Origin of the sequence: Pseudomonas asplenii (assembly GCF_900105475.1) — a bacterium.
Taxonomy (GTDB): Bacteria; Pseudomonadota; Gammaproteobacteria; order Pseudomonadales; family Pseudomonadaceae; genus Aquipseudomonas; species Aquipseudomonas asplenii.
Window position 1 is genome coordinate 4051455 of record NZ_LT629777.1, and the last position, 24451, is coordinate 4075905.

The 24451-nt window shown below is 61.2% G+C and carries 20 protein-coding genes; 13 read left to right on the top strand and 7 right to left on the bottom strand.

Annotated elements, in window-relative coordinates; genetic code table 11:
- Positions 1 to 155 precede the first annotated feature (155 nt).
- From BLU37_RS18685 to BLU37_RS18735, 11 genes are all read left to right on the top strand, one after another.
- Positions 156 to 443, top strand: a complete 288-nt coding sequence (locus tag BLU37_RS18685; protein ID WP_019363048.1) for an STN domain-containing protein — start codon at positions 156 to 158, stop codon at positions 441 to 443.
- A 5-nt stretch (positions 444 to 448) separates the two neighbouring features.
- The gene (locus BLU37_RS18690) at positions 449 to 1276 is read left to right on the top strand and encodes an energy transducer TonB (protein WP_231986227.1); all 828 of its coding nucleotides are present in this window, start codon (positions 449 to 451) and stop codon (positions 1274 to 1276) included.
- Between the two features lie 40 nt (positions 1277 to 1316).
- On the top strand, positions 1317 to 2069 hold the full coding sequence (locus BLU37_RS18695; RefSeq protein WP_090207454.1) for a MotA/TolQ/ExbB proton channel family protein: 753 nt from the start codon (positions 1317 to 1319) through the stop codon (positions 2067 to 2069).
- A 2-nt stretch (positions 2070 to 2071) separates the two neighbouring features.
- On the top strand, positions 2072 to 2488 hold the full coding sequence (locus BLU37_RS18700; RefSeq protein WP_231986155.1) for an ExbD/TolR family protein: 417 nt from the start codon (positions 2072 to 2074) through the stop codon (positions 2486 to 2488).
- Positions 2489 to 2504: 16 nt separating this feature from the next.
- Entirely contained in the window at positions 2505 to 4217 is a 1713-nt protein-coding gene (locus tag BLU37_RS18705; RefSeq protein ID WP_090207456.1) for an ABC transporter ATP-binding protein/permease, read from the top strand.
- A 59-nt stretch (positions 4218 to 4276) separates the two neighbouring features.
- Positions 4277 to 5992, top strand: a complete 1716-nt coding sequence (locus tag BLU37_RS18710) for an ABC transporter ATP-binding protein/permease (protein WP_090207459.1) — start codon at positions 4277 to 4279, stop codon at positions 5990 to 5992.
- Between the two features lie 13 nt (positions 5993 to 6005).
- Positions 6006 to 7352, top strand: coding sequence for a TldD/PmbA family protein (locus tag BLU37_RS18715; protein WP_090207462.1), 1347 nt, complete (start codon positions 6006 to 6008; stop codon positions 7350 to 7352).
- Between the two features lie 28 nt (positions 7353 to 7380).
- Positions 7381 to 7737, top strand: a complete 357-nt coding sequence (trxA, locus tag BLU37_RS18720) for a thioredoxin (protein WP_010446275.1) — start codon at positions 7381 to 7383, stop codon at positions 7735 to 7737.
- Between the two features lie 36 nt (positions 7738 to 7773).
- On the top strand, positions 7774 to 9228 hold the full coding sequence (tldD, locus tag BLU37_RS18725) for a metalloprotease TldD (protein ID WP_090207465.1): 1455 nt from the start codon (positions 7774 to 7776) through the stop codon (positions 9226 to 9228).
- 23 nt (positions 9229 to 9251) lie between these two features.
- Complete coding sequence (locus BLU37_RS18730; protein WP_090207467.1) at positions 9252 to 11015, top strand: enoyl-CoA hydratase/isomerase family protein; 1764 nt, start codon at positions 9252 to 9254, stop codon at positions 11013 to 11015.
- Between the two features lie 84 nt (positions 11016 to 11099).
- Positions 11100 to 12134, top strand: coding sequence for a DUF2891 domain-containing protein (locus tag BLU37_RS18735; RefSeq protein WP_232000348.1), 1035 nt, complete (start codon positions 11100 to 11102; stop codon positions 12132 to 12134).
- Between the two features lie 89 nt (positions 12135 to 12223).
- Here BLU37_RS18735 and BLU37_RS18740 read toward each other — a convergent pair whose 3' ends face one another.
- The 5 genes from BLU37_RS18740 to BLU37_RS18760 form a co-directional block, all read right to left on the bottom strand.
- A complete protein-coding gene (locus tag BLU37_RS18740) occupies positions 12224 to 13288 on the bottom strand; it encodes a 2,3-butanediol dehydrogenase (protein WP_010446267.1) in 1065 nt (354 codons plus the stop codon).
- 63 nt (positions 13289 to 13351) lie between these two features.
- The gene (locus BLU37_RS18745) at positions 13352 to 14464 is read right to left on the bottom strand and encodes an acetoin dehydrogenase dihydrolipoyllysine-residue acetyltransferase subunit (RefSeq protein WP_090207470.1); all 1113 of its coding nucleotides are present in this window, start codon (positions 14462 to 14464) and stop codon (positions 13352 to 13354) included.
- A complete protein-coding gene (locus BLU37_RS18750) occupies positions 14461 to 15480 on the bottom strand; it encodes an alpha-ketoacid dehydrogenase subunit beta (RefSeq protein ID WP_010446263.1) in 1020 nt (339 codons plus the stop codon). The genes BLU37_RS18745 and BLU37_RS18750 overlap by 4 nt, the downstream gene beginning before the upstream one ends.
- A 69-nt stretch (positions 15481 to 15549) precedes the next feature.
- Positions 15550 to 16524: a thiamine pyrophosphate-dependent dehydrogenase E1 component subunit alpha gene (locus tag BLU37_RS18755; protein WP_090207472.1), complete on the bottom strand. Its 975-nt coding sequence runs from the start codon at positions 16522 to 16524 to the stop codon at positions 15550 to 15552.
- Entirely contained in the window at positions 16505 to 17575 is a 1071-nt protein-coding gene (locus BLU37_RS18760) for an ATP-NAD kinase family protein (RefSeq protein ID WP_090207475.1), read from the bottom strand. Before BLU37_RS18760 ends, BLU37_RS18755 begins: the two co-directional genes overlap by 20 nt.
- Before the next feature lie 416 nt (positions 17576 to 17991).
- On the opposite strand from BLU37_RS18760, the gene BLU37_RS18765 reads away from it, so the two are divergent.
- Entirely contained in the window at positions 17992 to 19875 is a 1884-nt protein-coding gene (locus BLU37_RS18765; RefSeq protein WP_090207478.1) for a sigma-54-dependent Fis family transcriptional regulator, read from the top strand.
- A gap of 103 nt (positions 19876 to 19978) precedes the next feature.
- Here the strand turns inward: BLU37_RS18765 and BLU37_RS18770 are convergent, their stop codons facing one another.
- Entirely contained in the window at positions 19979 to 21148 is a 1170-nt protein-coding gene (locus tag BLU37_RS18770; protein ID WP_090207481.1) for a serine hydrolase domain-containing protein, read from the bottom strand.
- Positions 21149 to 21479: 331 nt separating this feature from the next.
- On the opposite strand from BLU37_RS18770, the gene BLU37_RS29700 reads away from it, so the two are divergent.
- The gene (locus BLU37_RS29700) at positions 21480 to 22523 is read left to right on the top strand and encodes a methyl-accepting chemotaxis protein (RefSeq protein WP_090207484.1); all 1044 of its coding nucleotides are present in this window, start codon (positions 21480 to 21482) and stop codon (positions 22521 to 22523) included.
- A gap of 62 nt (positions 22524 to 22585) precedes the next feature.
- On the opposite strand, the gene BLU37_RS18780 is transcribed toward BLU37_RS29700, so the two are convergent.
- The gene (locus BLU37_RS18780; protein ID WP_090207487.1) at positions 22586 to 24343 is read right to left on the bottom strand and encodes a sigma-54-dependent Fis family transcriptional regulator; all 1758 of its coding nucleotides are present in this window, start codon (positions 24341 to 24343) and stop codon (positions 22586 to 22588) included.
- Positions 24344 to 24451: the final 108 nt, after the last annotated feature.

The following is a 24451-nucleotide window of genomic DNA, read 5'->3' on the forward strand; positions in this document are numbered from 1 at the left end:
CCCCTCACGCTTTTACTTCCTCGTTGCACATAGGTAGTAAGAACAACTGTTAGGCGATCACCATCGTGCTGCGTTCCCTCCTTCCCAAGCGTCATTTTCGCTCTGCCCAGGCCGTGAGTCTGTCAGTACTGATGGCAGGAGGTTGTGGCAGCAGTATGGCTTGCAGCTTGACCGCCGAGCGAGACTACTCGATAGCTCGCGGCACCTTGAGCAACGCGCTGCTTGAAATCGGGCGTCTCAACGGGTGCTCGATCGTGTTTGATCCGGGTTTGATCAGCCAGATGCGCAGTGACGGCGTTCGCGGCCATTTCAGTGGCTACGACGTTGCGCGGATGCTCCTGCATGGCTCGGGGTTCGAGTTGGTGCTTACTGCCAACGGCACCCTGACCCTGCAGCCAGCGGATGTCCAGATCAAGCGTGCGAGTGCGGGGAGAGGCGTGTGACCAATATGAATGTGCGTGTAGAACAGATCCCTCGCGGGCGCGGCTGGGATGCCAGCCGAATTGGCGAGTTTGCCGAGCTGAAAAAAAGCCGCTTGCCTATCGTCACGGCGTTCAGTTTTGCAGTGCTGATTCATGTGGCGGCGCTGGCACTGCTGGTCACCCAGGTCAGCAAGCGAGAGTTGACGATGGACGCTTCCGCGCCGGTCACCAGTGTACGCGTGAGCCTGATCGCCATGCCGCCACCGCCGCCCGTGGTTGTGCCGCCACCGGTGGTCGAAGCTCCTGTTGCGCCGGAGCCCGCCGTGCTCACCAGTGAGTCGGCAACCCGTACGATAGAACAGGCGCCGCCCAAGCCCGAGGCCAAGCCAAAGGAAGTAAAACCCAAGCTCAAGCCCAAGCCTGTCATCAAGCCTGAACCGAAGAAAACGCCGCCTGTGGTCGAGCAAAAGCCGGTCGAGCCGAGCCCACGCACTGAAGCCAAGCCTGACCCGAATTCAACGCAGGCCCAGTCGGCACCTGTTGCGCAAAAGCTGATGGATCTGCCCTCCGCAGTGCCCAAGGACGTGCCTTCGGTAGGTTGCCGCGTGCCGGCGCCGGATTATCCGCGTAGAGCCCGGCGGCTACATGCCCAGGGACAAGTGCTGGTACGCCTGGAAATCAACCCTAAAGGACTGGTACAGCGCGCGGATGTCGTTCGCAGCAGTGGCAATGAAGACCTTGACGAGTCTGCGGTTACCGCCGTACGCGGCGCTGTTTGCAACCCTTATATGGAAGGCGGCCAAGCCATCTCGGTGCGCGCTGTGCAAACCGTTGACTTCAATTTGAGCAAATAACCGCTCGACGATGCTCGAGTGCCACAGAAGAGGATTGATCATGCAAGAAATGGGATTGGCCTACGCTTGGCAAACAGCGGATATGGTGTCGAAAACCATCGCTTTCGTACTGCTGATCATGTCAGTACTGAGCTGGGGAGTGATGATCATCAAGGCTGGGCAGTTGATCAAGCTACGCAGCATGACGCGCCGCGCGGTGACATCGTTCTGGCGCGCCGAAAGCTTCGAAGAGGGTGTAAAGCAGCTCAATACCGGCCCCGGCAATCCCTTCGTCCATCTGGCCCAGGCCGGTGTTGCCGCTAATACTCACCAGCAGCAACAGAGCTCCCAGTTGAACAGCCGGTTCGACCTGAGTGACTGGTTGGCACGCTGCCTCAAGGATGTGGTGGAGGAGCATTTGTCGCGCTTGCAAATGGGCTTGGCAGTGCTGGCGTCGATTGGCAGCACCGCACCGTTCGTGGGGCTTTTTGGTACCGTGTGGGGTATTTACCACGCGCTCAAAGTGATAGGAACGTCGGGCGATGCATCCTTGGCCCAGGTCGCCGGTCCTGTGGGCGAATCGCTGATCATGACGGCATTCGGTCTGTTCGTGGCCATCCCGGCCGTGCTGGGTTACAACGCGATTGCGCGTCGCAACAAAAGCGTCAGTCATGCGCTGGGGCGGTTCGCTCACGACCTGCACGCCTACTTCCTCACCGGCGCCCGCGTCAGCATTGCCGGCAATGCGGCACAGCCTGTCGCAGTACCTTCCGACAAGTGCTCGGACACTCTCGTCGAGAGGGCACGGGCATGAGCATGGGTGGCTCACAGTTCGATGCCGACGACGTGATGTCCGATATCAACATGACGCCGTTGATCGACGTCATGCTGGTGTTGTTGATCATCTTCATCATCACCCTTCCAGTCATCAACCACGCGGTGAAACTTGAGCTGCCCAAAGCCGACAGCCACGCGATGGAAAAGCAGCCAGATGCGATCGATGTATCGATCACCGCCGACGGCCAGGTGCTGTGGAACAAGGAAGCGGTGGATGATGAGCAACTCAAACAACGTATCGCCGTGGCTGCGGTGCAGGACCCCGTGCCCAATGTTCGCCTGTTCGCCGACAAGGCAGTGCGCTACGAGCGGGTCGCCACCGTGTTATCCGCAGCACAAGGTGGCGGCCTGAGCAAAATCGACTTCGTGACTGAAGCCAAACCCGCAACTCCCTGAGTCCTTTGGTACCCCTATGACCAGTGCCGTAAAAACCACTGCCAGGCCCTCGCTCGCCCAGCTTTTGCTGCCCTACTGGGTTTCGCAAGACCGGTATTGGGCATGGGGGCTCTTGGCGACCAATCTTGCGATCAACTTCGGTTCGGTCTACGTGTCTCTTGCGGCAATGCGGGTTGTGGCAAAAACCACGGATGCACTGGTCGCGCGCGATTGGCCTACGTTGTGGGGGGCGCTGGGATTGGGGCTGGCGCTGGGGGGGACAATGGTGTTTCTGGCCATCATCAATTATGCCGTGCAGGATTACTTGCGCATTCGCTGGCGAACCTGGATGACCCACGGCTTTATCCATCAGTGGACCGCTGACCAGCGGTTTTATGGAATAGAGCGCGACGGGCTGCTGGGCAATGCTGACCAGCGCTTGGCCGAAGACATTGATGTGTTCGTACAGCGCGCGCTGTCCTTGAGCGTAGGGACACTGACAGCGGTAGTGAATGCTTTCACATTCGGTGCGGTCTTGTGGTCACTGTCCGGTACTGTCGAGTTCGACCTGGCCGGAACCCACTACGCGATTCCAGGTTATCTACTCTACGCCGCGCTCCTGTATTCACTGCTGGGTATGCTGATCGCGCAATGGATGGGCAAGCCGTTGATTGCCCTCAATGCACGCAAGCAGACAGTCGAGGCGGACTTCCGAGCGCTGGGCATGAACCTGCGCGAAAACGCTGAGCAAATCGCATTTTATCGCGGTGGGCCCCAAGAGGGACGCCGCATGATGGGACAGTTCCGAGAGATACAGCTCAACTTTGTCGCGCTGGTGATCCGCACCTCCAAGCTATTGGTCACTAACGTGACCTACTTTCACGTCGGGAGCCTGGTTCCCACCGTATTGTCGATGCCGCGTTACTTGTCAGGTGCTGCCTCGCTGGGGGACATCACTCAGGTTACCGCGTCTTTCGAACGCGTTCATTCCTCGCTGAACTACTTCATCTCCTGCTATGTCGATTTCAGCATCTGGTTGGCCTCTGCCAACCGCTTGCGTGACTTCAAGGCGGCGCTGGACAAACTGCAATTCAACCGCACCGGTATCGTGTTTAAACATTCAAGCGAGGCGGTATTGACTGCCTCGCCCCTGGCGCTCGAGGCACCCACTGGCGAACTGCTGAGCCATGTGGCCGCCATCCGCATAGAGCCAGGCCAGCGATGGTTGATCAAAGGGGCCTCCGGTTCCGGCAAAAGCACGTTGATGCGTGCGCTGTCCGGGTTGTGGCCCCATGGCAACGGCGACATCACACTGCCTGGATCTCAGGCCACCACGCTGTTCGTCCCGCAAAAAAGCTACATTCCAGAGGGCAGCTTGAAAGCCGCACTGTGCTACCCGGATGCTGAGGCCCGGTTCACCACGGAGCAATGCAGCCAGGCGCTCCTCGATGTCGGCTTGACCGAGCGGGCGGGGTCGTTAAGCGTATGTGACGACTGGCAGAAAGTGCTCTCTGGCGGTGAGCAGCAGCGCCTGGCCATTGCGCGAGTGTTATTGCAACAACCGCAATTCGTCTTTTTTGACGAGGCCACCAGCGGGCTGGATATAGCCAGCGAGCACGCGCTGTATCAGGTAGTGTTCGCCCGCCTGCCCAACAGCGCGATTATCAGCATCAGTCATAACCGGCAACTCGACTCTTACTACCCCTATCAACTGAACCTCACCTGCGCGCGGCATGGGGTGCCGGCATGAGCGCTACCGAGCAAAGAACCGACAGCAGCGCACTGCGGCCGAGTATAGGTCGCCTGGTAATGGGGTTCTGGGTTTCAGAAGAGAAGTGGCTGGCCTACCTGTTGTTCGCCGTGTGCGTGAGCATTACCTTGGGCGGGGTGTATGTCGCCGTGTGGGCTAACAAAGCCGGTGGCAGCCTGGTCGATGCGCTGGTTGCACGGAACTGGGCAACGCTGTTTCCCGTGTTGGTGCTCAACTTTTTGTTGGCCTTGGCCACACCGGTATTGATGATCATCGGCTCGGTCTTCCGCCAGCTACTGGAGTTGCGTTGGCGGACTTGGCTGACCCGTCACTATGTAGAACGCTGGACGCAGGCCAACCATTTTTTCGAGCTTGAACGCGAGGGCATGCTGGGCAATGCCGATCAGCGTATCGCTCAGGATGTGGCCCAGTTCGTCGACATTACCCTCAACAATATTCTCAACATCATTCAAGTCGTGGTCAGCGCCGTGTCCTTCGGGGTGGTGCTCTGGGGACTTTCAGGTGAGTTGTCGTTCAGTGTATTCGGGCTGGCCTTGGCCATTCCCGGATACCTGCTATTGGCTGCTTTCGCATACACCTTTGGCCAACTGGCTGTGGTGCATTGGGCGGGCAAGTCGCTGATAGGCCTCAATAACCACAAGCAGACGGTTGAAGCCGAGTTTCGTTTCCTGGCAATGCGCTTGCGCGAAAACGCCGAGCAGATCGCTTTCTATCGTGGCGCAGAAACAGAAGGGCAGCGGCTATCGGGCGCATTCATGCGCGTGCGTAGCAACTGGGTGGCGATCATCAGGCGGACCTGCAGGCTGATGTTCGCCCGTGACGCCTATTCCGAGGCATTCTCGCTGCTGCCTCTATTGCTTGCGGTACCGCGCTACATGAGCGGGGATATCAGCCTTGGCGACGTTGCGCGCATTCGAGGTGGTCTCGGCGGCCCTGCCGGCGGTGCGTTCGGCGCGATGACCGGCGTATTGAGCCTGTTCGTGCAGATATACCCGACCTTTACCCTGTGGTTGGCGCTGGTTAACCGGCTGCGGGACTTCAGCTGGGCAATTAACAAACTCGATGCGAAACCCAATGGCTTCAAGCTGCAGCGGGGCGGCTATCGATTGATTTGTCGCGATGTGCACCTGCTCAAACCTTTGGGCCAACCCTTGCTGCGGCTCAGGTCGCTCGAGATCAGCCAGGGTCAGCGCTGGCTGATCAAGGGCGCTTCCGGGCGCGGCAAAAGCACCCTGCTGCGCGCTATCGCCGGCCTGTGGCCACATGGCAGCGGGCTGATACGGACGCCGAGCCATTGGCAGGTGATGTTCGTTCCCCAGCGCAGCTATACGCCTACCGGCACGCTCAAGGCTGCACTCTGTTACCCCGCCGAAGCGGCTCAGTTCAGTGACGCGCAGTGCGAGCAGGCACTGCGAGATTGTCGGCTGCCGCAATGCGCAGGGCTGCTACATGAAGAAGCTGCGTGGCACCGCAAGTTGTCCGGAGGTGAACAGCAGCGGCTGGCGTTTGCCCGGTTGCTACTGCAACGCCCGAACCTTGTGTTCCTCGATGAGGCCACCAGTGCGCTGGACGCTGAGACCGAAATCGCAGTTTACCGCCATGTGCTTGCTCAGTTGCCGGCCACCACGATCGTCAGTATCAGCCACAGACCCGCCCTGGACAGCCTGCACGAGCACGTACTCGATCTGGACGCGTCACCGCCGTTCTCATTCAACCATCCGCAGCGTGAAGGCGCTTCTGGATATTCTTTCTGAATCGGAGTTACCCATGGATCATCAGTTCGCTTATACCGAGGAACAACTGGCAGAAGTGGCTCATGACTTGATCGCGCAGGCCCATGCGGCGGGTGCAAGCGATGTGAAGGTCTCGCTCTCGGAGATGGCCGGTCTGAGCGTCGAGGTCATGGGCGGCCGTGTGAACACGCGCTCGCAACATGCCAAGAGCGGGCTTTCTCTCACGGTTTTTCGCGGTGATCGGCAAGGCACCACGCATTCCACCGATTTCAGCGCGGGCAACCTGCAGCGCATGGTGGGTAAAGCGCTGGATATCGCCCGTTACACCAATGAGGACCGACACGCGGGGTTGGTGGATGGCGACGGGCTTAGCCGTTTTTACGCAGACCTCAAGCTCGACAACCCCTGGGACCTGAGTATCGATGAGGCGCTTGAACATGCCCATCGCGTCGAGGCCGGCATACGGGCGGTAGGCCGTGACGTGCGCAGTGACGGAGCCAGTGTGAGCACTTCGCGCTCGCAATTCCAGCTGGTCACGTCACGAGGATTTTGCCGGACGGCGACACGTACCGACCACAACATTTCCGCGAGGGTAATTGCCAATCGTGACGGGCAAAACAAGCCGGACGCCTGGACTGATTATCAAGTTGCACCGCACCGCCTCCAGGCGCCGGAGGCAACGGGTGAGCGCGCTGCGCGATCTGCGCTTGAAGCCTTGGGCGGCTGCTCGATCAGTTCGCGCAGTTGTCCGGTGCTGTTCGCACCCAAAGCTGCCCATAGCCTCACTCAGCATTTTTTTCAGGCGGTAAACGGGGGCGAACTGTCGCGCGGTTCGAGCTTTCTACGTGGCAGCCTTGGCCAAGTGATTTTTGCCGAGCACATTGACGTGCTTGAGGACCCCTTCCTTGTCGGTGGCGCGGCCAGCGCCTGTTTCGACACCGATGGCGTAGTCGGGCAGCGTCGTGCCGTGGTCAAGCATGGCATGGTCAGCGGCTATTTTCTCAATGCCTACAGTGCCCGACGCCTGGGTATGGTCAGCACCGGCAATGCGCAGGGGGCGCACAATCTTACCCTCAAAAGCCGGCTGACGCGTCCCGAGGACGACCTGCCAGCCATGCTGCGCAAGCTGCATACAGGGCTTCTGGTCACCCACCTCATGGGCGATGGCGTACGCCTGGCCTCCGGTGATTATTCGCGCGCGGCCCAAGGCTTCTGGGTTGAAAACGGCCAGATACAGTTTCCGGTCGAGCAAATCACCATTGCCGGGCATCTGCGCGAGATGTTCGCCGGCATCGTCGCGGTGGGAAGCGACACCCTGACCCTGGGCAATATCAGCAGTGGCTCGGTCCTGATCGACCAACTGCGAATCGGCGGCCAATAACTTGCACATTCTGAACGGAGCGAACCCCATGAGCGAATTGATTCAAGACCTGTCCCTAGCGACTTTCGATGCACAGGTGACTGATTCCGACCTGCCAGTGCTGGTGGATTTCTGGGCGCCCTGGTGCGGCCCGTGCAAGATGCTCGCGCCGGTCATCGACCAGTTGGCCGAAGAGTATGACGGCCGACTCAAGGTCATGAAATGCAATATGGACGAAGTCAACGCCCAGGACCCGGAGGCCGGCAAGGCACGTTTCCAGGTGGCGGGTATTCCCGCCCTGGTGATTTACCGGAACGGCAAAGAGGTTACGCGGGCTGTCGGTGTGCAGTCGCGACTGCGGCTGCGCGGTTTTATCGATAAGGCGATTGCGGCCGACGCCGACTGATCACCCACTTCCTTTGAGCGAGCTACCTGGGACATCATGAACGCACCTCATACTCACATAAATAATCTGCAGGCCGCCAGGCAGCTGCTGCTCGAGCCCTATGGGCTGGACGAGCGCAAGCTGGCGCGCGCCCTGGACGATGTCATGGCGCACCAGGTCGACTTTGCGGATTTGTATTTGCAGTCGGTCAAGCGAGAGCGCTGGTCTATCGAAGACGGGCTGATCAAGTCTGGTTCGTTCAGTGTCGATCAGGGCTTTGGCCTGCGGGCGCTTGATCAGGACCAAAGTGCCTTTGCCTACTCCCAGCAGATCAATGAGCGGTTCCTCATGGAGGCTGCACGTGCAGTGCGCACCATAGCGCCCCCCGGGGGGAAGCCGATTCAGGTCAACCTTCAGACTACGGCACCGCAGGCGCAGTATGCCAACGTTGATCCGATCGACTCTGTGGGCACCGATGCCAAGGTCGCAATCCTCAAAAACATCGACCGCATGGCCCGGGCCATGGACCCTCGGGTAGTCAACGTCTTCGCCATGATCGAGGTAGAGCAACAGACCGTCATGGTCATGCGCCACGATGGACGCCTGGCTGCCGATGTGCGACCGCTGGTCATCGTGCAAATGAACGTGATGGTCGCCAACGGCAAGCAACGCGAAATGGCCAGTACCGGTCTCGGTGGGCGTTATGCGCTGGAGACGCTGGACGAAGCGAGCATAGGCGAGGAACTGCGCAAGCTGGTCGATGGCGCGTTGCTCAATCTTGATGCCATTCCCAGCCCGTCCGGCAGTATGCCGGTAGTGCTGGGGCCCGGTTGGACCGGCATTCTCCTGCATGAAGCCATGGGTCACGGGTTTGAAGGGGACTTCAATCGCCTGGGGACTTCCGCCTATAGCGGGCGCATGGGGGAGAGAGTGGCGCCCAAAGGCGTCAACGTGGTCGACGATGGCTCGCTGGTCGGCCATAGGGGCTCGCTGAATATCGACGATGAGGGCGAAGCAGGACAGTGCACGCCGCTGATCGAGGATGGGATCCTGTGCGGCTACATGCACGACAGCCTCAGCGCGCGGTTGATGAACATGGCGCCTACGGGCAACGGTCGACGCCAGTCATATGCCCATTTGCCGATGCCTCGCATGACCAACACCTTCATGCGCAATGGCGAGTTGGTGCCAGAGGAAATCATCGCTTCAGTGAAACGTGGCCTTTACCTGGCCACTCCAGGCAGCGGCCAGGTCGATATCGTCAGCGGCCAATTCACTTTCCAAAGTGCGCTGGCCTACCTGATCGAAGACGGCAGGCTGGTTGCCCCCGTGCGCGGAGCCACCCTGACAGGCAACGGTCCGCAAACGCTCAGCCAAATCAGTATGGTCGGCAATGACCTGGCGCTGGACCCGGGCATGGCGGTCTGTGGGAAAAAAGGCCAGAGCGTACCGGTCAGCGTTGGGCAACCCACGTTGAAAATTGACAATCTTATCGTCGGAGGGACGGCCTGAGCCGTCTCCTACAGGAGCCCCGCATGTCTCTGGTCAACTACCGGCGCGAAGGCACACTCGCGCTGCTGCAACTGAATAACCCGCCTTTCAACGCCTTCAGCGAAACCTTGCTGGATGATTTCGCTCGCTGCCTGGCACTTTATGAGCAGGACGGTGAGGCGCGACTGGCCGTCGTCCATGGACAAGGTGCGGATTTCTCGATCGGAGCCTTGGCCAACGAATTGGGCTCGTTGTACAACAGCGACGCAACCAGGCCGCTGGTGGACGCGGTGGAGGCCTGCGCAAAACCGCTCATGGCCCTGATGCACGGTCATGTACTGGGGGCGGGGCTGGAACTCGCGCTGGCGTGCCATTGGCGCGTGGCAACGGCGACCGCTCGAATCGGGGTTCCGGAAATCCACATAGGTCTGCCACCGGGAGCCGGCGCTACACAGCGCTTGCCACGGCTGATCGGGATTGAGCCAGCCTTGAATCTGTTGCTGGAGGGCACAATCATCACCGCCGAGCAGGCCGGAGACCTCAAGCTGGTCGATAAGGTTCTGGAAAAGGATTGGTTGAGTGACTTCAAAGCGATCGCAGAATGGGCCGCGATGCTCGGAGCGCCTCAACAGACCCGCAACCGCAGTGATCTGCTCGCGCAAACGCCGGAGGGCTTCTTCAGCGAATTCCGAGCCGCCAAACCCGCAGAATTCTTTGTATACAAAGGCAAGGCCGCCATATTGCAGGCGATGGAAGCTATCGACCCGGATGAGTTTGACAAGGGCTATGAGCTGGAGGAACGCCTTTACCTGGAGGTTGAGCAATCTGGCCAGAAGACGGCCTTGATGAACAGCTTCATGCACGACGAAGCTGCGGCGTGGCGTATGACAGGACGGCCCGACGAGCATGCGCCATCGATAGGCGCAGTGACGTTGACAGGAGCGCAGCTTCCGCTCGGCTGCAAGCAGAGTGTCGATGGATTGCAGGTGAGCTGGATCAAGCCTCATGAAATGCGCGCCCAGACATTGACCGCTCTGGAGGCAGCAGATGTATGGCTGGACTTCACCGAGGAGCCACAGGCAAATCGGTTGGAGACCTTCACCCGCTATTGTGCGGCCATGAAGCCGGGCGCGGTGATTGTTTATGCGATTCGCGAAGGGGAGAGCTTTGACCTGCGTCAGCTCCCCGAGCAGATACAAGGGCATGCGTTGTTGCCTGCTTTTGTCTATGGCACAGGCCCCAAGTCAATCCTGCAGTTCTGGGCTCGCGAGTCGAATCAATCCAGTCACGTCCAGTTGGCCGTGCATGGTGGGCGCGCCGTAGGGCTGGCGTGCATGCATTCATCTGGACAGTGGATGTTGGGGCCAGAAATGAAGGCGGGTTGGACAACCGACTTCGATAGCCTCCTGCTCCAGGGGGTAAGCTCGGAATCCATCATGCGAGTGTGCCAAAGCTTCGGTCTGTCGCTGGAGGCCCTGCAATGGTCGCCGCAGGGCTCCCGCCAAACCACCGAGCTCGATTGCTCACTCGACGATAAAGACGTGCTCGACGCCATTCTCTGCTCTATTGCCAATCAGGGCTGTTACCAGTTGGGCGCAGGGCTGGCGATGAATCCTGCGGATATCGATATGCTGATCACCCGCGGCTATGGCTACCCACCTTACCAGTCTGGCCCCATGGCGCGCTGGGCGCAAAGCGTGCTGGCGCTGCATGACAACCTGGTGAAGTTGCAGGCGCAGTTTGGTGAAAGCTGGAAACCCGCGCCCATGCTTAAACGTTTGGCTAGCGGATTACGGGGCGTTTCCTGAGCCCCAGCGTCGCCGTTGCCTGATGATTCGACTCCATGACGACCTCATCCAGCGTGTCTCGGGATTTACCTTGCGAGGGTCTCAATGAACTTCACCTTGAATACGAAGCCGTCATTTTTAATGGACAATCTTCAATTCGAACATATCGTTTCAGCGACTCTGCTACACGTGCGTCAGGAGTTTCCGCACTCCCAAAGCCGCGTGTTCGAGTCTGCCGAAGACCTGCAGACACCCAGTAGTGTGCACCCGATTTTCTATGGCAGTTTCGACTGGCATTCTTGTGTCCACAGTCACTGGCTGCTGCTTCATGCCTTGGAGCGAGCGCCACAAGGTCTGCAGGCGCGGCAGATTGAGCAGCATTTCAACAGCCACTTCACGAGTCCAAAGGTAGAGGCTGAGTGCGACTTCTTTCGTCGACCGGCCCAGGCAGGTTTTGAGCGCCCTTATGGATGGGTCTGGTTGCTCAAGCTCGTCGCTCAGCTCAAAGGATCGACCTTGCCCCAGGCGTCGCAGTGGCTTGCAAATCTGGAACCTCTGGCCGAGTTGCTAGCCTCGCGACTAAAGAGCTATTTGCCAAAACTTGTTTACCCGATCCGCTCCGGACAACACAACAACACGGCCTTCGCGCTCTTGCTGGCGCTCGACTATGCGCAGGCCTTCAACGACATCGAGTTTGACCGGTTACTACAGACGCTGGCTCTCTCATACTTCAAGGAGGCTGTGGCTTGCCCAGAGCTTGAGCCGGGCGGTGAGGATTTTCTATCTCCCACCTGGCAGCAGGCCCTGCTGATGCAGCGGGTTCTGGTACCCGAAGAGTACCGTCAGTGGTTCTCGACATCTCTACTCGCACCGAGCGTTTCTGCGTCCAGCAGGCTTTTCATCCCTGTCCAGGTCAGTGACCGCACTGATGGTCGCCTGGCCCATTTGGACGGGCTGAACCTCAGTCGCGCCTGGTGTATGACCCGTATCTCCAAAAGCTTTGCTGTCGGCAGTGATGAGCATTGCCGACTGACCGAGTCGGCGGCGCAGCATCTGCAGGCTAGCAGCGCGCACCTGCATGACCACTACATGGGCGAGCACTGGCTCGCTACCTTCCTGTTTTTGGCGCTTGATGCCTGATCTCTATCTCCAGGAGGAACTCGGGTTGAGTTGTGTCCGGGCCCGACACCCGTGCTTGAGGGCCGCTGACACGGCCCCCAAGACGAAGCTCAAGCCACCTGGGGTGAAACAATGATCTTCACGTTGTGCTCCTTGTTGTTCACCAGCTCCAGGAAACCCTTCTCGACGATGTCTTCAAGCTCGATACGCCCGGTAACCAACGGCGTGATGTCCAGGCGGCCGTCGGCGATGAAGGCGATCACATCGGCGAACTCGCCGTTGTAGGCCAACGAGCCGAACACCTGCTTCTCGGTCGCCACCAGTTCGAAGAAGTTGAACGAACTGGGCTCCTCGAAGATGCCCACCAGCACGCAGGTACCAGCCTTGCGAATGGCATCGATGGCCAACTTGGCGGTGTGCTTGTTGCCGATGCATTCGAAGCTGACGTCCGCCCCCAGGCCGTGGGTGAGACGGCGTATTTCCGCGAGCACATCGCACTCGTTCGGATCCAGCACATGGCTGGCGCCGACCTCCTGAGCCTTGGCCTTGCGCGCCGAGGACATTTCCAATGCAATCACCTGGGCGGCACCCGCGGCCTTGGCGCACATGATGGTGCACAGGCCGATGGTGCCCGCGCCAACCACCACTACATTGCGCCCCAGCAGGCTGCCGGCTTTCTTCACGGCATGCATGCCCACTGCCAGGGGCTCGATCAGCGCTCCGGCTTCGGCGGGGAAGCCGGCGGGCAGTTTGTACAGCAGGTTGGCTGGTACGTTGACCCATTGGGCGAAGGCGCCGTTGTTCATGAGTCCGGTGAAGGCCAGGTTCTCGCAGATGTTGTACTGGCCGTTGCGGCAGTAGTAGCAGGTCCCACAGTGCTGGCAGGCGTCAGCCGCGACGATCTCGCCACTGCTGAAACCCTCGACGCCGTCGCCGAGCTTGACGATCTCGCCGCAGAATTCGTGACCGAGAATGCATTGTCCCTTGATGCCGGTGAGCGGGTGTGGCGCTTCCACCGGTATGAACACGGGACCTGCGACATACTCATGCAGGTCTGAACCACAAATGCCACACCAGTGGACCCGGATCTGCACCCACCCGGCTGGCGGGTCACCCGGCAGCGGTACGTTCTCCACGCGTATATCGTTGCGTCCGTGCCAGACCGCTGCGCGCATGCTGTTTGAAGTGATTGTCATGGCTGTCTCCTGGGCCCGGCTACATAGGCGGGCCCTCATGGTTCAATGGCGTTTGAGGAAGTCCAGCAACAGGGCGTTGACCGCTTCGGCGTCTTCTAGCTGGAGCATGTGCGCCTGTTTGGGCAGCACATGAACCTCGGCAGAGAGGCCTTCGGCGTGGCTGGCCGGAATGATCGCGTCCGCCTCGCCCCAGATCACCAGCGCCGGGTGCTCAGTGCTGCCCAGCACCGGGCGCAGGTCGACCTGCTGCTGGCCGTTGGCGAAGAGCTGATCGGCGAGTTGCTGCAGGGCGGTGCCCACGCCTTCGAGTCGCTTGTACTTGAGCATGTCTTCCAGCATCTGGCGGTTGACCAGCGCCGGGTCGGAGAACAACTGCACCAGTTGCGGCTTGAGCTCGTTGCGACTGTTGGCCTTGACGAAGCCTTGCAGGTAATCACCGTTGATCTCTTCGCCCAGGCCGGCGCTGGCCAACAGGCTTAACGAGCGCACCCGTCGTGGCGCCAGTCGTGCGGTGTTGAGGGCTACGGCACCGCCCATGGAATGCCCGGCCAGGTGCGCCTGCTGGATGTCCAGGTGATCGAGCAGGCTGAGTACCGCACCACTCAGTTCGTCGAGGCCGCCGTGCTGAAGGCTTTTGCCCGACTCTCCATGGCCCGGCAGGTCAAGGGCAATGACCCGACGCTCGGCCGCCAGCGGCTCGTGGTTGAACAGCCAGTTGTTCAGGTCGCCGCCAAAACCGTGGATCAGCAGCAACGGTACGCCGCCTTCGCCACGTTCGAAGTAGCGCAGCACACTGCCGTTCAGCTCGACCTTCAGCGGTGTCGGACCGCTATCTGCTTCGGCACCGCCGTTGGGGATGAACTCCGCCTGGAAACGATTGACCACCTCGTCGATCTCTTCGTCGCTGGCTTCACCGTCGACGATAACGGCCAGCAGAGCACCGACCGGCAGCACCTCTTCCTCACGCGCGATCTGCCGTCGAAGCACGCCGGAAAAGGGTGCCTCGACGCTGCTGCTGATCTTGTCGGTCTCCACATCGAGCACCGAATCACCTTTCTCGATGACGTCACCGTCGTTTTTGAGCCAGGTGTCGATACGCCCTTCGGTCATCGACAGGCCCCACTTGGGCATGGTCAGGGTATGGATTTGGCTCATGCGACCTTCCTCCCTCGTACCAGCTCCAGAACGGTGGCCTCGATCTTCGCCGCGCTGGGGATGTACAGGTCCTCCAGGGCGTCGGAGAAGGGCACCGGCGTATGCGGCGCGGTGACCTGGCGGATCGGTCCCTTGAGGGCGCTGAAGGCCTGTTCGGCAGCCAGGGCGGCAATGTCCGTGGCCATGGAACAGCGTGGGTTGGCCTCATCGATGACCACCAGGCGGCCGGTTTTCTCGACGCTTTCAAGGATACTGTCGGCGTCCAGGGGGCTGGTGGTGCGCAGGTCCAGCACCTCACAGGACACACCCTGGCGCGCCAGGCTCGCGGCGGCGTCCATGGCCAGGTGAACCATGCGCCCATAGGTCACCAGGGTCACGTCGTCACCCTCGCGCAGGAAGTTGGCTTCGCCGAAAGGCACGGTGTACAGCTCTTCCGGCACTTCGCCCTGCATCGAGTAGAGCAGCTTGTGCTCACAGAAGATCACCGGGTCGTTGTCACGGATGGCCTGGATCAGCAGACCCTTGGCGTCATAGGGCGAGGAGGGGCAGACCACCTTCAGCCCGGGGATGTGCGTCCAGAGTGCGGTGAGCATCTGCGAATGCTGGGCGGCGGCCCGTAGCCCTGCGCCGACCATGGTGCGGATCACCAGCGGGGTCACCGCCTTGCCACCGAACATGTAGCGAAATTTGGCGGCCTGGTTGAGGATCTGGTCCAGGCAGCAGCCGGCGAAGTCGACGAACATCAGTTCGCACACCGGACGCAGGCCGCGCGTTGCGGCGCCCACCGCAGCGCCGACGTAGCCGATCTCCGACAGCGGGGTGTCCAGCACGCGGCCGGGGAATTCGTGGAACAGGCCCTTGGTGACGCCGAGCACGCCACCCCAGGCGTCGTCCTCACCGGGTGCGCCAGCGCCGCCGGCATTATCCTCGCCCATGATGAACACCGTCGGGTCGCGGCGCATTTCCTGGGCCAGGGCTTCGTTGATGGCCTGCTGGTAACTGATTTTTCTGGCCATGATGGCTCTCCTTTTGTTGTTCTTCTCGGGCCGAGTCGCGGCATGAGGCCAGGCGCTCGGCGGGTGATCTCAGGGGTAGGCGACGTACACGTCGCTCAGCAGGTCGGCTGGCGAGGGCTTGGGGTCGGCCTTGGCGCGCAGCACGGCTTCATCGATGCTCGCGTGTACTTCGGCATCGATGCTGTCCAGTGCAGAGGCCTGCAGCAGACCGGCGCGCACGGTGCGTTCACGAAATTGCATCAGGCAGTCACGGGTTTCGCGGTAGTGTTTGACCTCGTCGGGTGCGCGGTAAGTCTGGGCATCACCTTCGAAGTGACCGTAATAGCGGGTGAGCTTGACCTCGATCAGCGACGGACCCTCGCCAGCCCGGGCGCGCTCGATGGCAGCACCGGCCGCTTCGTGTACCGCGAAGAAGTCAAAGCCATCCACCGTCACCCCAGGCATGCCGAAGCCGGCGGCGCGGTCGGCGATGTGGTCACAGGCCAGCGACCAGTTCGAGGCGGTGGCTTCGGCGTAGCCATTGTTCTCGGCGACGAAGATGCACGGCAGGTTCCACACCGATGCCAGGTTCATGGCCTCGAACACCGCGCCTTCGTTGGAGCCGCCGTCGCCGAAGAAGGCCACCGCCACCGAGCGGCTGCCCTTGAGCTTGGCAGCCAGGGCTGCACCGGCTGCCAGCGGCGCACCGGCCCCGACGATGCCATTGGCGCCGAGCATGCCCTTGGACAGGTCAGCGATGTGCATGGAGCCGCCCTTGCCTTGGCAGACACCGGTCTTCTTGCCGTAGATCTCGGCCATCATTCCGTACACGTCCACACCCTTGGCGATGCAGTGGCCGTGGCCGCGGTGGGTGGAGGCGATGCAATCCTCATCGTCGAGGTGGGCCATGACGCCTGCGGCGGAAGCTTCCTCACCGGCGTACAGGTGCACGAAGCCGGGAATTTCGCCGGTCGCGAACTCCACGTGCAGGCGTTCCTCGAAGGCGCGGATGGTGCGCATCACGCGATAGGCATGGAGCAGTTGTTCAGTCGGTAGCGTGGACATTTTCTTGTTCTCCAGGGGGGGGCACGGACTTGCCAGGAACGGCCAGCAGGCGATGATGGGCAGCGAAGGCCAGGGCGGCCTCGACGTCGATGCTCAGCGGGCCGTCAAGTTCGAGGGTGATGGTGGGGCGGTCGCTGGCGGCGAACTCGATCTCGCGTTCACCGTCCAGTGCCAGGGTGCCGGCGGCCAGTAGCGGCAGGCGTGGCACGCCCGGTTCCAGGCTGCCGCTGGCGACGATTCCGCAGGCTTGCAAGAGGCCAGGGGCCAGAGGCGCCAGCAGCGCCTCGTCGGCCTGCGGGGAAAGGCGCAGCCAACTGCCACGCGGGCAACGTCGCGACACCGGATTCCACAGACCGCACAGCGAGGACAGGCCGATGGCATGGGGCTCGGCGAACGCCGCATGGATTTCCGCCAGGTCTTCGGCACGGCTGATGGCGCGGGCGCCGGTAAAAGTCAGCGGCGAGACGGCGACCTCCACCAGGGCGATTTCGTCGATACCTCTTGCTGCCAGCCGTACGCGCAGGCGTTTATTGCGCCGCAGACCGACTTCGGGAGGAATGCGTCCATTGGCATAGAGCCCGCCGGCCAGTCCGGCTCCGGTGGCCTCGCGCAACTCCGGGAAGGCGTTGTTGGTACCGGTGGACAGGCACAGCAGGGGAATGTCGCCGACCTCGGCGGCCACCGCCTTGTGTGTGCCGTCACCGCCGAGCACGGCGATCATGCTGACGCCCCGCTCAGCCAACAGACGCGCCGCCAGGCGGGTGTCCTCCACGCTCTGGCGCAGCGGCATGTCGAGGAAGTTCAGGCGCGGCCAGCGGCTTTCAAGGGCGTGACGGCTGGTACTGGCCTTGAGCACGGCGGCGGCTATGCCGGTCATGTCCGGTGGCATCAGTACCTCGTCGATACCGGTGGCGCCAAAGGCGCCCATCAGGCGCTGGACCACGGCGGCCTTGTCGGTGCTGGAATAGAGCGCAGCATTGGCGGTCAGGCGACGCAGGTCCCGACCCGATGCGGGATTGGCGATGATCCCCACGCGCAGCAGCGCGCTCATAGCGAGAAGCCGCCGTCGACTGCGATTCCCAGCCCAATGCCGCAACCGGCACCGGTGACCAGGGCGACCTTACCGGCCAGGGAGAATGGCGAAGCAACAGGAGCGGACATGAGACACCTCTGATTGTTGTTGTGGGTGCGGGACGGCGTCCCGGTGTCAGCAGGGCAATAGCAAGGGCAGTGCCAGGGGCGCTTTCAAGGTGCCGAATGCGCCGGGCCAGAGCGGTTGGAGCCGTTTGACGACAACGTCCAGACCCACGTGGAATGAGACGGGCCATATCAGCCAGCAGGACGCTCCCGTGAGACGTTGAGACGCTGCGTCTCAGCCGGGTACTGCCTGTTCGCAAGACTTGTCCGGGAGGCGAGGAGGGGCTTAAATGAGCGCGACAAGAACAATGAAACAGCCGTGGAGGCCCCATGCTTCCTGCCTACTCGAAAGCCCATGTGGACTGTGTCAGTCGCGTGTTGCGTCATGCCGGCCGCTTGCCTGAGGCGCCGGTGCCGAACCTGATCCTCGACTCCTGGCGCCGCTCAGTGGAGCAGCACCATCTGGACCCGGGGTCGCTGCAGGGCCCGCGTATCCTGAGCCAGACCCTGCTCAAGGAGTGCCGCGAGCGCGCCGAGAGTTTTCTGTGCCTTGCCGGTGAAGAGGTTTCGCGGCTGCATGGACGGGTGCGCGATGCCGACTACTGCGTGCTGCTCACTGACGCACAAGGCAACACCATCGACTATCGCGTGGAATCGGCGATTCGTGCCGATTGCCGGCGTGCCGGGCTCTATCTGGGTACTTGCTGGTCGGAGGGCGAGGAGGGCACGTGTGGCGTGGCCGCGGTACTGACCAACGGTGTGCCGGTGACGGTGCACAAGCGCGATCACTTTCGCGCGGCTTTTATCGGCCTGACCTGTTCGGCGGCGCCCGTGTTCGACCCCTGGGGTGAACTGCTCGGTGTGCTGGATGTGTCTGCCGTGGAGTCTCCGGATGATCGCCGCAGTCAGCACCTGATCCGGCAGATGACCGTGCAAAGTGCCCGAGATATCGAAAACGCTTTCTTCATGCACAGTACTCGTGGCCAGTGGGTCTTGCGTGCCCACGCCGCCCCTGGCTACGTCGACAGCCAGCCGGATTTTCTCTTTGCCTGGGACGCCGACGGTTGCGTGCAGGCCCTCAATCCTTCGGCCCGTCGTTATCTGCTGGAGCGCCACGGGCAACTGCCTCGGCAGATTGGCGAGGTCTTTGACCTGAACATGCTGCACGCGGCTGCTGATGAGCATTCACGGTATGACCCTGAGCACGGCTTGCACATTCGTCTGAGCATCCCCCGGGGCGCCCTCCATGCGGCGATTGCGCAGCGCCCCGCCGCTGAAGTGGATCCGAAAATCGCGCAGAGCCTGCGCTTGGCGGTACGCGTCAAGGACCGCAACCTGCCAGTGTTGATTCACGGTGAAACCGGCGCCGGCAAGGAGGTCTTCGCGCGCCAGTTGCATGAGCAAAGCGCGCGGTGTGACAAACCCTTTGTGGCGCTCAATTGCGCCGCGATTCCCGAGAGCCTGATCGAGAGCGAGTTGTTTGGCTACGTCGCCGGTGCCTTTACCGGTGCCGATCGCAAAGGCTCGCGTGGGCTCTTGCAGCAGGCTGATGGCGGCACGTTGTTCCTGGACGAGATCGGCGATATGCCCCTGGCCCTGCAGAGTCGACTGCTTCGAGCGCTGGCTGAAGGTGAGGTGGCACCGCTGGGGGCGGCGCAGCGGCAAGCGGTGGACATTCAGGTGATCTGCGCCAGCCACCGCGATCTGGCGGCCCTCGTGGCTGAAGGGGCCTTTCGTGAGGACCTGTATTTTCGCCTCAGCGGTGCTCGTTTCGAATTACCGCCGCTTCGCGAGCGAAGCGACAAGCTGGTGCTGATCAACCGGATCCTTGACGAAGAGGCTTCGCGCTGTGGTTTGCGCTTGGGGCTTGGCGCCTCAGCCTTGGAGTGCCTGCTGGGCTACAGCTGGCCGGGCAACGTGCGGCAACTGCGCCATGTCTTGCGGTATGCCTGCGCCATCTGCCCGGGCGAAAGTATTCTCCTGGAGGACCTGCCTGAGGATCTGCACGGCACTGTTCGACACGAGACGACGGAAACGCCGGCCAGTCCCGAGCGCCAGGCGCTGCTCGATGCTCTGGTGCGCCACCGCTGGCAGCCCGGGCCTGCATCCCAAGCGCTGGGGATCTCTCGGGCAACCTTGTACCGGCGGGTGAGGCAGCATGGCATTGTGATGCCGCGGGCTAAACCACATGATCAGGCGATAAGCCGGTCATGACGAGCGCCGCAGGGTGGTGGGCTGGGCGATGTCCGCCAAGCCTCATGCAGCACATTCACAGGCTTTTCCATGTAGCACTCCTGGCACCCGTGCAATGGGTGCTTCAACGCTGATACACCACGTCCCGAATCGCCATTGGCAGATCGCCGGCCATGCCTTCGTAGGCGGTATTGGTCAGCAACAGAACGCTGAGCCCGAGAGCCGTATCGATGAACCAGGAGTGACCGTATACGCCTCCCCATTTGAGCGTGCCGGCACTCTGCGGTGTGGCCGCCAGCTGTGGATCAACCAACACCGCACCACCGTAACCGAACCCCCAGCCTGGCCCATTGCATTCGGCCTCCTGACCCGCGTGGGCCACACGCATGCTTTCGCGCAGATCCCGGGATAGGAACACATCGTCATTGCGGATCGTTTCCAGCAGACGCAGGAGATCGTCAGCGCTGCCGTACATGCCGGCCCCGGCGGATGGGAAGGCCTGTGGGTCGAAGATTCGTGAAGGCGCGAACCGTACGGATACCCCAAACCCTTCTGGCATTGGCACATCAAGGTTGTCGCTCATGCGCAGGGGTTCCGGACTGGCATTGGCATAAGGCGTTGCCAGGCGCTCGGGCTGACTGCTCACGAAGCCGGTGTCGAACATGCCCAGCGGCGCGGTGACCAGTTTTTCGACCGCTTGTGCCAGCGATTGGCCGGTCACGCGCTCGATGGCGGCGCCTAACACGTCGAGCGACAGCGAGTAGCGCCAGGCGCTGCCTGGTGCATAGAGCAGAGGTGCGGCGGCCAGCCGACGCAGGTTCTCCTGCAGATCAAAATCGACCAGGTCGAGACCGTCGGAAATGCCGAGTGTGTGATAGCAGGTGCCGAACTCTTCAGACAGCACGTAACTCAGGCCTGCGGTGTGGCTCAGCAACTGATGCACGGTCAGCACGGGGGCACTGCCATCGGCCAACTTCGGGGTGAAGTCCGGCAGCCAGCGGGTGATGGGGTCGTCCAGTCGCATATGGCCGCTGGCGATCAACCGCAACACGGCCACAGTGACGATGGGTTTGGTCACGGAAGCCAGGCGGAACAGGTTGTCCTCTTGCAAGGGACGTGCTGACTCACGATCCGCCAGCCCATGTGCGCGGCGATAGAGAACCTGGCCGTGCTGCGCAACGATGGCTATCGCGCCAACGATGCGCTTTTCACACAAGGCTGTGGCGAAAACCTGATCGAGTCGTACACAAAGATCGGCCGCGTTGATGGCATGCAGGTGCTGTGGGGCGTTCATGAGGCGAGTCCTTTCGAAAAAGTTGATCCTGGTTTCGGCAGCTTGATCCGCAGCTGCCTGGCTATTTATCCGAGTACCGACAGGGTAAACGCGGACAAGTCGGCCACATACTATCCAGTCCACGCCATATTGATCTAGATCGGTGCAGCCTACGTTGCATGCGGCAATACTTTTCGTACAAAATCTCAAGCCGAGACCCGATCAGCTGATCAATCAGGCCGGATCTGCCAGCAGGCATTCATAAAGGGCAACCAATAGCCCGTTTTCCCACACTCTTTCTTCGTTGATAGGTAAACGCTGCCGCCACCCCTTACTCATCGAAGTCACCAATATGATCGAACCTGAACGGATCGTCGCCCTCTCACGTGAAGTGGAATCGCTGGCAAATCGCGGCGTCAACGATATCCATATGATCACTCGTCAAAGTCGATTACTGGCCATCAACGCGTTAATCGAGGCCGCACATGCAGGCAAGGCCGGGCTAGGCTTTGCGGTTGTTGCCGACGAAGTCAAAAACATATCCGAGCGAATTTCAAAAATAGCCAGCGGGCTGACCGAGGATCTGCAACGCACAGTCAATGAGTTGACTGACCTCGGCCGAGGCATGTGCTTTGACGTACGCGGGCAGCGACTGGCCGATCTGTCGCTGAACATGATCGACATCATCGACCGCAATCTTTATGAGCGCACCTGTGACGTGCGCTGGTGGGCCACCGATGCATCGCTGGTGGATGCACTGACCACTCAAAACCCTCAAAGCTGCGCTCACGCCGGTAAACGCCTGGGGATTATTCTCGACAGTTATACCGTGTACCTGGATATCTGGGTCGCCGACACCAGTGGCCGGGTCATCGCTTCAGGGCGGTCGGATAAGTTCGGCGAAGTCACCGGCGCCAACGTTGCCCAGGCACCCTGGTTCACGCAAGCGATGCGACACTCATCAGGCGATCAGTATTTCGCCGGTGAGGTGGCCGTCGAACCTTTGCTGAACGGCTCATCCAGCTGTGTATTCAGCGCAGCCGTACGGGCCAAGGCCGAAAAGCAGGCGGCGGTGATTGGAGTGGTCGGAATTTTTTTCGACTGGAAAAATCAGGCCGAGTCGGTCATCAGCAGCGTGCGTTTGAGCGACGAAGAACGCGCGCGAAGCCGAGTGATGATCATCGACGCCAACCGCAGGATCATTGCCAGCTCCGATACCGTGGATCACCTGGGTGAGGGCATTGAATTGCGAACCAAGGCCGGGCAGCCCAGTGGTTACAGCACGCTGAGCGACCATCATATCCAGGGCTACTCACTGACGCCGGGCTTTGAAACCTGGCCAGGCATGGGCTGGCTCGGTGTTATCGAACAGCAATTGCCAGCGATTGACGATTAGCTATCGTCCGAAAAATCGGCGAGCGACGGTCAGGCAAGGCAAAAGCAGGCGAGGAGCGCCACTCAAGGAAGGGGCTGCTGATGCTTCCTCAAACGGTAGGCAAATTGGGCACGGCTGAGCCCTACCTGCCTGGCTGCTGCGGCCATATTTCCGGCGTTCTGTTGCAGCGCCTCATGGATCAGGCGCGATTCGAGAGCCTCGATGGAAACCCCCTGGTCCAATTGGCCGAGAGTGTCCAACAGTGAAGGCTGTTGAGTGGGTGGGGCATTTGACAGACTGCCGTGGTCGTCCAGGCCGTAAGGTGCCGCCGGCAGGGGTTCGTTGCGAAACAGATGGACCAGATCAATGGCCTGGCCGTCGTCACTGGCGATCAGGCCGCGCTCGATCAGGTTTTGAAGCTCGCGCACATTGCCCGCGAAGTCGTAACGCAACAAGGTCTTCATCGCGCGCATGGTCAGGCCCACGGGCGTGCGCCCATATTCCTGGCAGAAACGCGTGAGGAAGGCGTTGATCAACAGCGGTATGTCATCGCGGCGTTCACGCAGTGGCGGCAGGGCGATGGGGTAGACATTCAGCCGATAGAACAGGTCTTCGCGAAACGTGCCGTCCGCCACGGCTTTGCGCAGATCGATATTGGTCGCGGCCACCACCCGTACATCCACGCTGATGCCGCGCACGCCACCGACCCGCTCGATCTCGCGCTCCTGCAAGGCCCGCAGCAGTTTGCTTTGCCCGGCCAGGCTGAGGCTGGTGATTTCATCCAGAAACAGTGTGCCGCCCTGGGCGCGCTCGAAACGCCCGGGGCGCGAATGGGTGGCGCCTGTGTATGCCCCGCGTTCGACACCGAAGAGTTCGGCTTCGATCAGGTTGTCCGGGATGGCCGCGCAATTGAGCGCCACGAACGGGTTGTCATGACGATAGCTGAGCTGGTGCAACTGGCGTGCGAACATTTCCTTGCCCACCCCGGATTCACCGCTGATCAGCACGGTGGCGGGCGTCAGCGCGACGCGTCGCAGGGCTTGCATCGCCGCATTGAACGTCGCACTGGCGCCCACCAGGGGGTGTTGCGGGCCAGCACCGGTACGGTTTTCCAGCGGACTGTGGCGCGTGGGTGCGGCGTCGGGGACGGGGACGGTCTGGGACACATTCAGATAGCGCAGGTCCTGCTCGACGTCGCCCCATTGCTCGGCGGTCTTGCCGATGACCCGGCAACGTCCATGGCCCATGCCACGGCATTCCACTTCGCGAAAAATCACCAACTGCCCGAACAGGCCACTGACAAAACCGATGGCATAGCCGGTTTCGGTCCAGCACACCGGATCCTGGCCGACGCCGTAGGCCCCCACATGTTCGTCGGCTTCGCAGGAGTGATGCCAGAGAAATTCGCCTTCATAAAACCCCGAGTCAGCGTCGAACTTGAAGTGCAGAGGTTCGACCTTGGTCATGCCTTCCAGGGTGTGCAGGTGCGTCCCGGCACGGAACACGGCGGCGGCATCGGCCTGGGGCCAGCGCTCGCGGATCAATCGAGCATCCCGCGCGCCGGAGGCATAACCGGTGCGGGTGAACAGGCCGCGCGCTTGCTCCAGACCCAGGCGTTCGATGACCTCCCTGCGCAGGGCGCCGAAGGAGGAACTGTGCAGCAGCAACATGCGTTGGTCGTTGAGCCAGATACGTCCGTCCTGGGGAGAAAAGAACAGGCAGTCCGTCAGTTCCGCTGGCGTGGGAGAGCTGCTGTCGCTGAGTTGGCGGCTGTCACCGCGAGGATGATAGTACGCCGTGGCCGCCCGGTCGTCGGGCAGCGCGTTGGGGGGATTAGTCATTGTTATGCCCCTGCAAAGCGAGTGATCGATATGAGTAACCGCTGAGATAGTTATTAAACATAACCTTATCAATTGAGCAAGTGTCAGGGTCGCGGTTTTTGCGGTTGC

Bases quoted from the DNA above. Each gene is read 5' to 3' on its own strand.
- BLU37_RS18685 (WP_019363048.1), top strand. From the start codon at position 156: ATGGCTTGCAGCTTGACCGCCGAGCGAGACTACTCGATAGCTCGCGGC.
- BLU37_RS18730 (WP_090207467.1), top strand. From the start codon at position 9,252: ATGTCTCTGGTCAACTACCGGCGCGAAGGCACACTCGCGCTGCTGCAA.
- BLU37_RS18770 (WP_090207481.1), bottom strand. From the start codon at position 21,148: ATGAACGCCCCACAGCACCTGCATGCCATCAACGCGGCCGATCTTTGT.
- BLU37_RS18780 (WP_090207487.1), bottom strand. From the start codon at position 24,343: ATGACTAATCCCCCCAACGCGCTGCCCGACGACCGGGCGGCCACGGCG.
- BLU37_RS18710 (WP_090207459.1), top strand. From the start codon at position 4,277: ATGGGGTTCTGGGTTTCAGAAGAGAAGTGGCTGGCCTACCTGTTGTTC.
- trxA (WP_010446275.1), top strand. From the start codon at position 7,381: ATGAGCGAATTGATTCAAGACCTGTCCCTAGCGACTTTCGATGCACAG.
- BLU37_RS18695 (WP_090207454.1), top strand. From the start codon at position 1,317: ATGCAAGAAATGGGATTGGCCTACGCTTGGCAAACAGCGGATATGGTG.
- BLU37_RS18755 (WP_090207472.1), bottom strand. From the start codon at position 16,524: ATGTCCACGCTACCGACTGAACAACTGCTCCATGCCTATCGCGTGATG.
- BLU37_RS18765 (WP_090207478.1), top strand. From the start codon at position 17,992: ATGCTTCCTGCCTACTCGAAAGCCCATGTGGACTGTGTCAGTCGCGTG.
- BLU37_RS18715 (WP_090207462.1), top strand. From the start codon at position 6,006: ATGGATCATCAGTTCGCTTATACCGAGGAACAACTGGCAGAAGTGGCT.
- BLU37_RS18760 (WP_090207475.1), bottom strand. From the start codon at position 17,575: ATGAGCGCGCTGCTGCGCGTGGGGATCATCGCCAATCCCGCATCGGGT.
- BLU37_RS18745 (WP_090207470.1), bottom strand. From the start codon at position 14,464: ATGAGCCAAATCCATACCCTGACCATGCCCAAGTGGGGCCTGTCGATG.
- BLU37_RS18735 (WP_232000348.1), top strand. From the start codon at position 11,100: ATGAACTTCACCTTGAATACGAAGCCGTCATTTTTAATGGACAATCTT.
- BLU37_RS29700 (WP_090207484.1), top strand. From the start codon at position 21,480: ATGATCGAACCTGAACGGATCGTCGCCCTCTCACGTGAAGTGGAATCG.
- BLU37_RS18700 (WP_231986155.1), top strand. From the start codon at position 2,072: ATGGGTGGCTCACAGTTCGATGCCGACGACGTGATGTCCGATATCAAC.
- BLU37_RS18750 (WP_010446263.1), bottom strand. From the start codon at position 15,480: ATGGCCAGAAAAATCAGTTACCAGCAGGCCATCAACGAAGCCCTGGCC.
- BLU37_RS18705 (WP_090207456.1), top strand. From the start codon at position 2,505: ATGACCAGTGCCGTAAAAACCACTGCCAGGCCCTCGCTCGCCCAGCTT.
- BLU37_RS18690 (WP_231986227.1), top strand. From the start codon at position 449: ATGAATGTGCGTGTAGAACAGATCCCTCGCGGGCGCGGCTGGGATGCC.
- tldD (WP_090207465.1), top strand. From the start codon at position 7,774: ATGAACGCACCTCATACTCACATAAATAATCTGCAGGCCGCCAGGCAG.
- BLU37_RS18740 (WP_010446267.1), bottom strand. From the start codon at position 13,288: ATGCGCGCAGCGGTCTGGCACGGACGCAACGATATACGCGTGGAGAAC.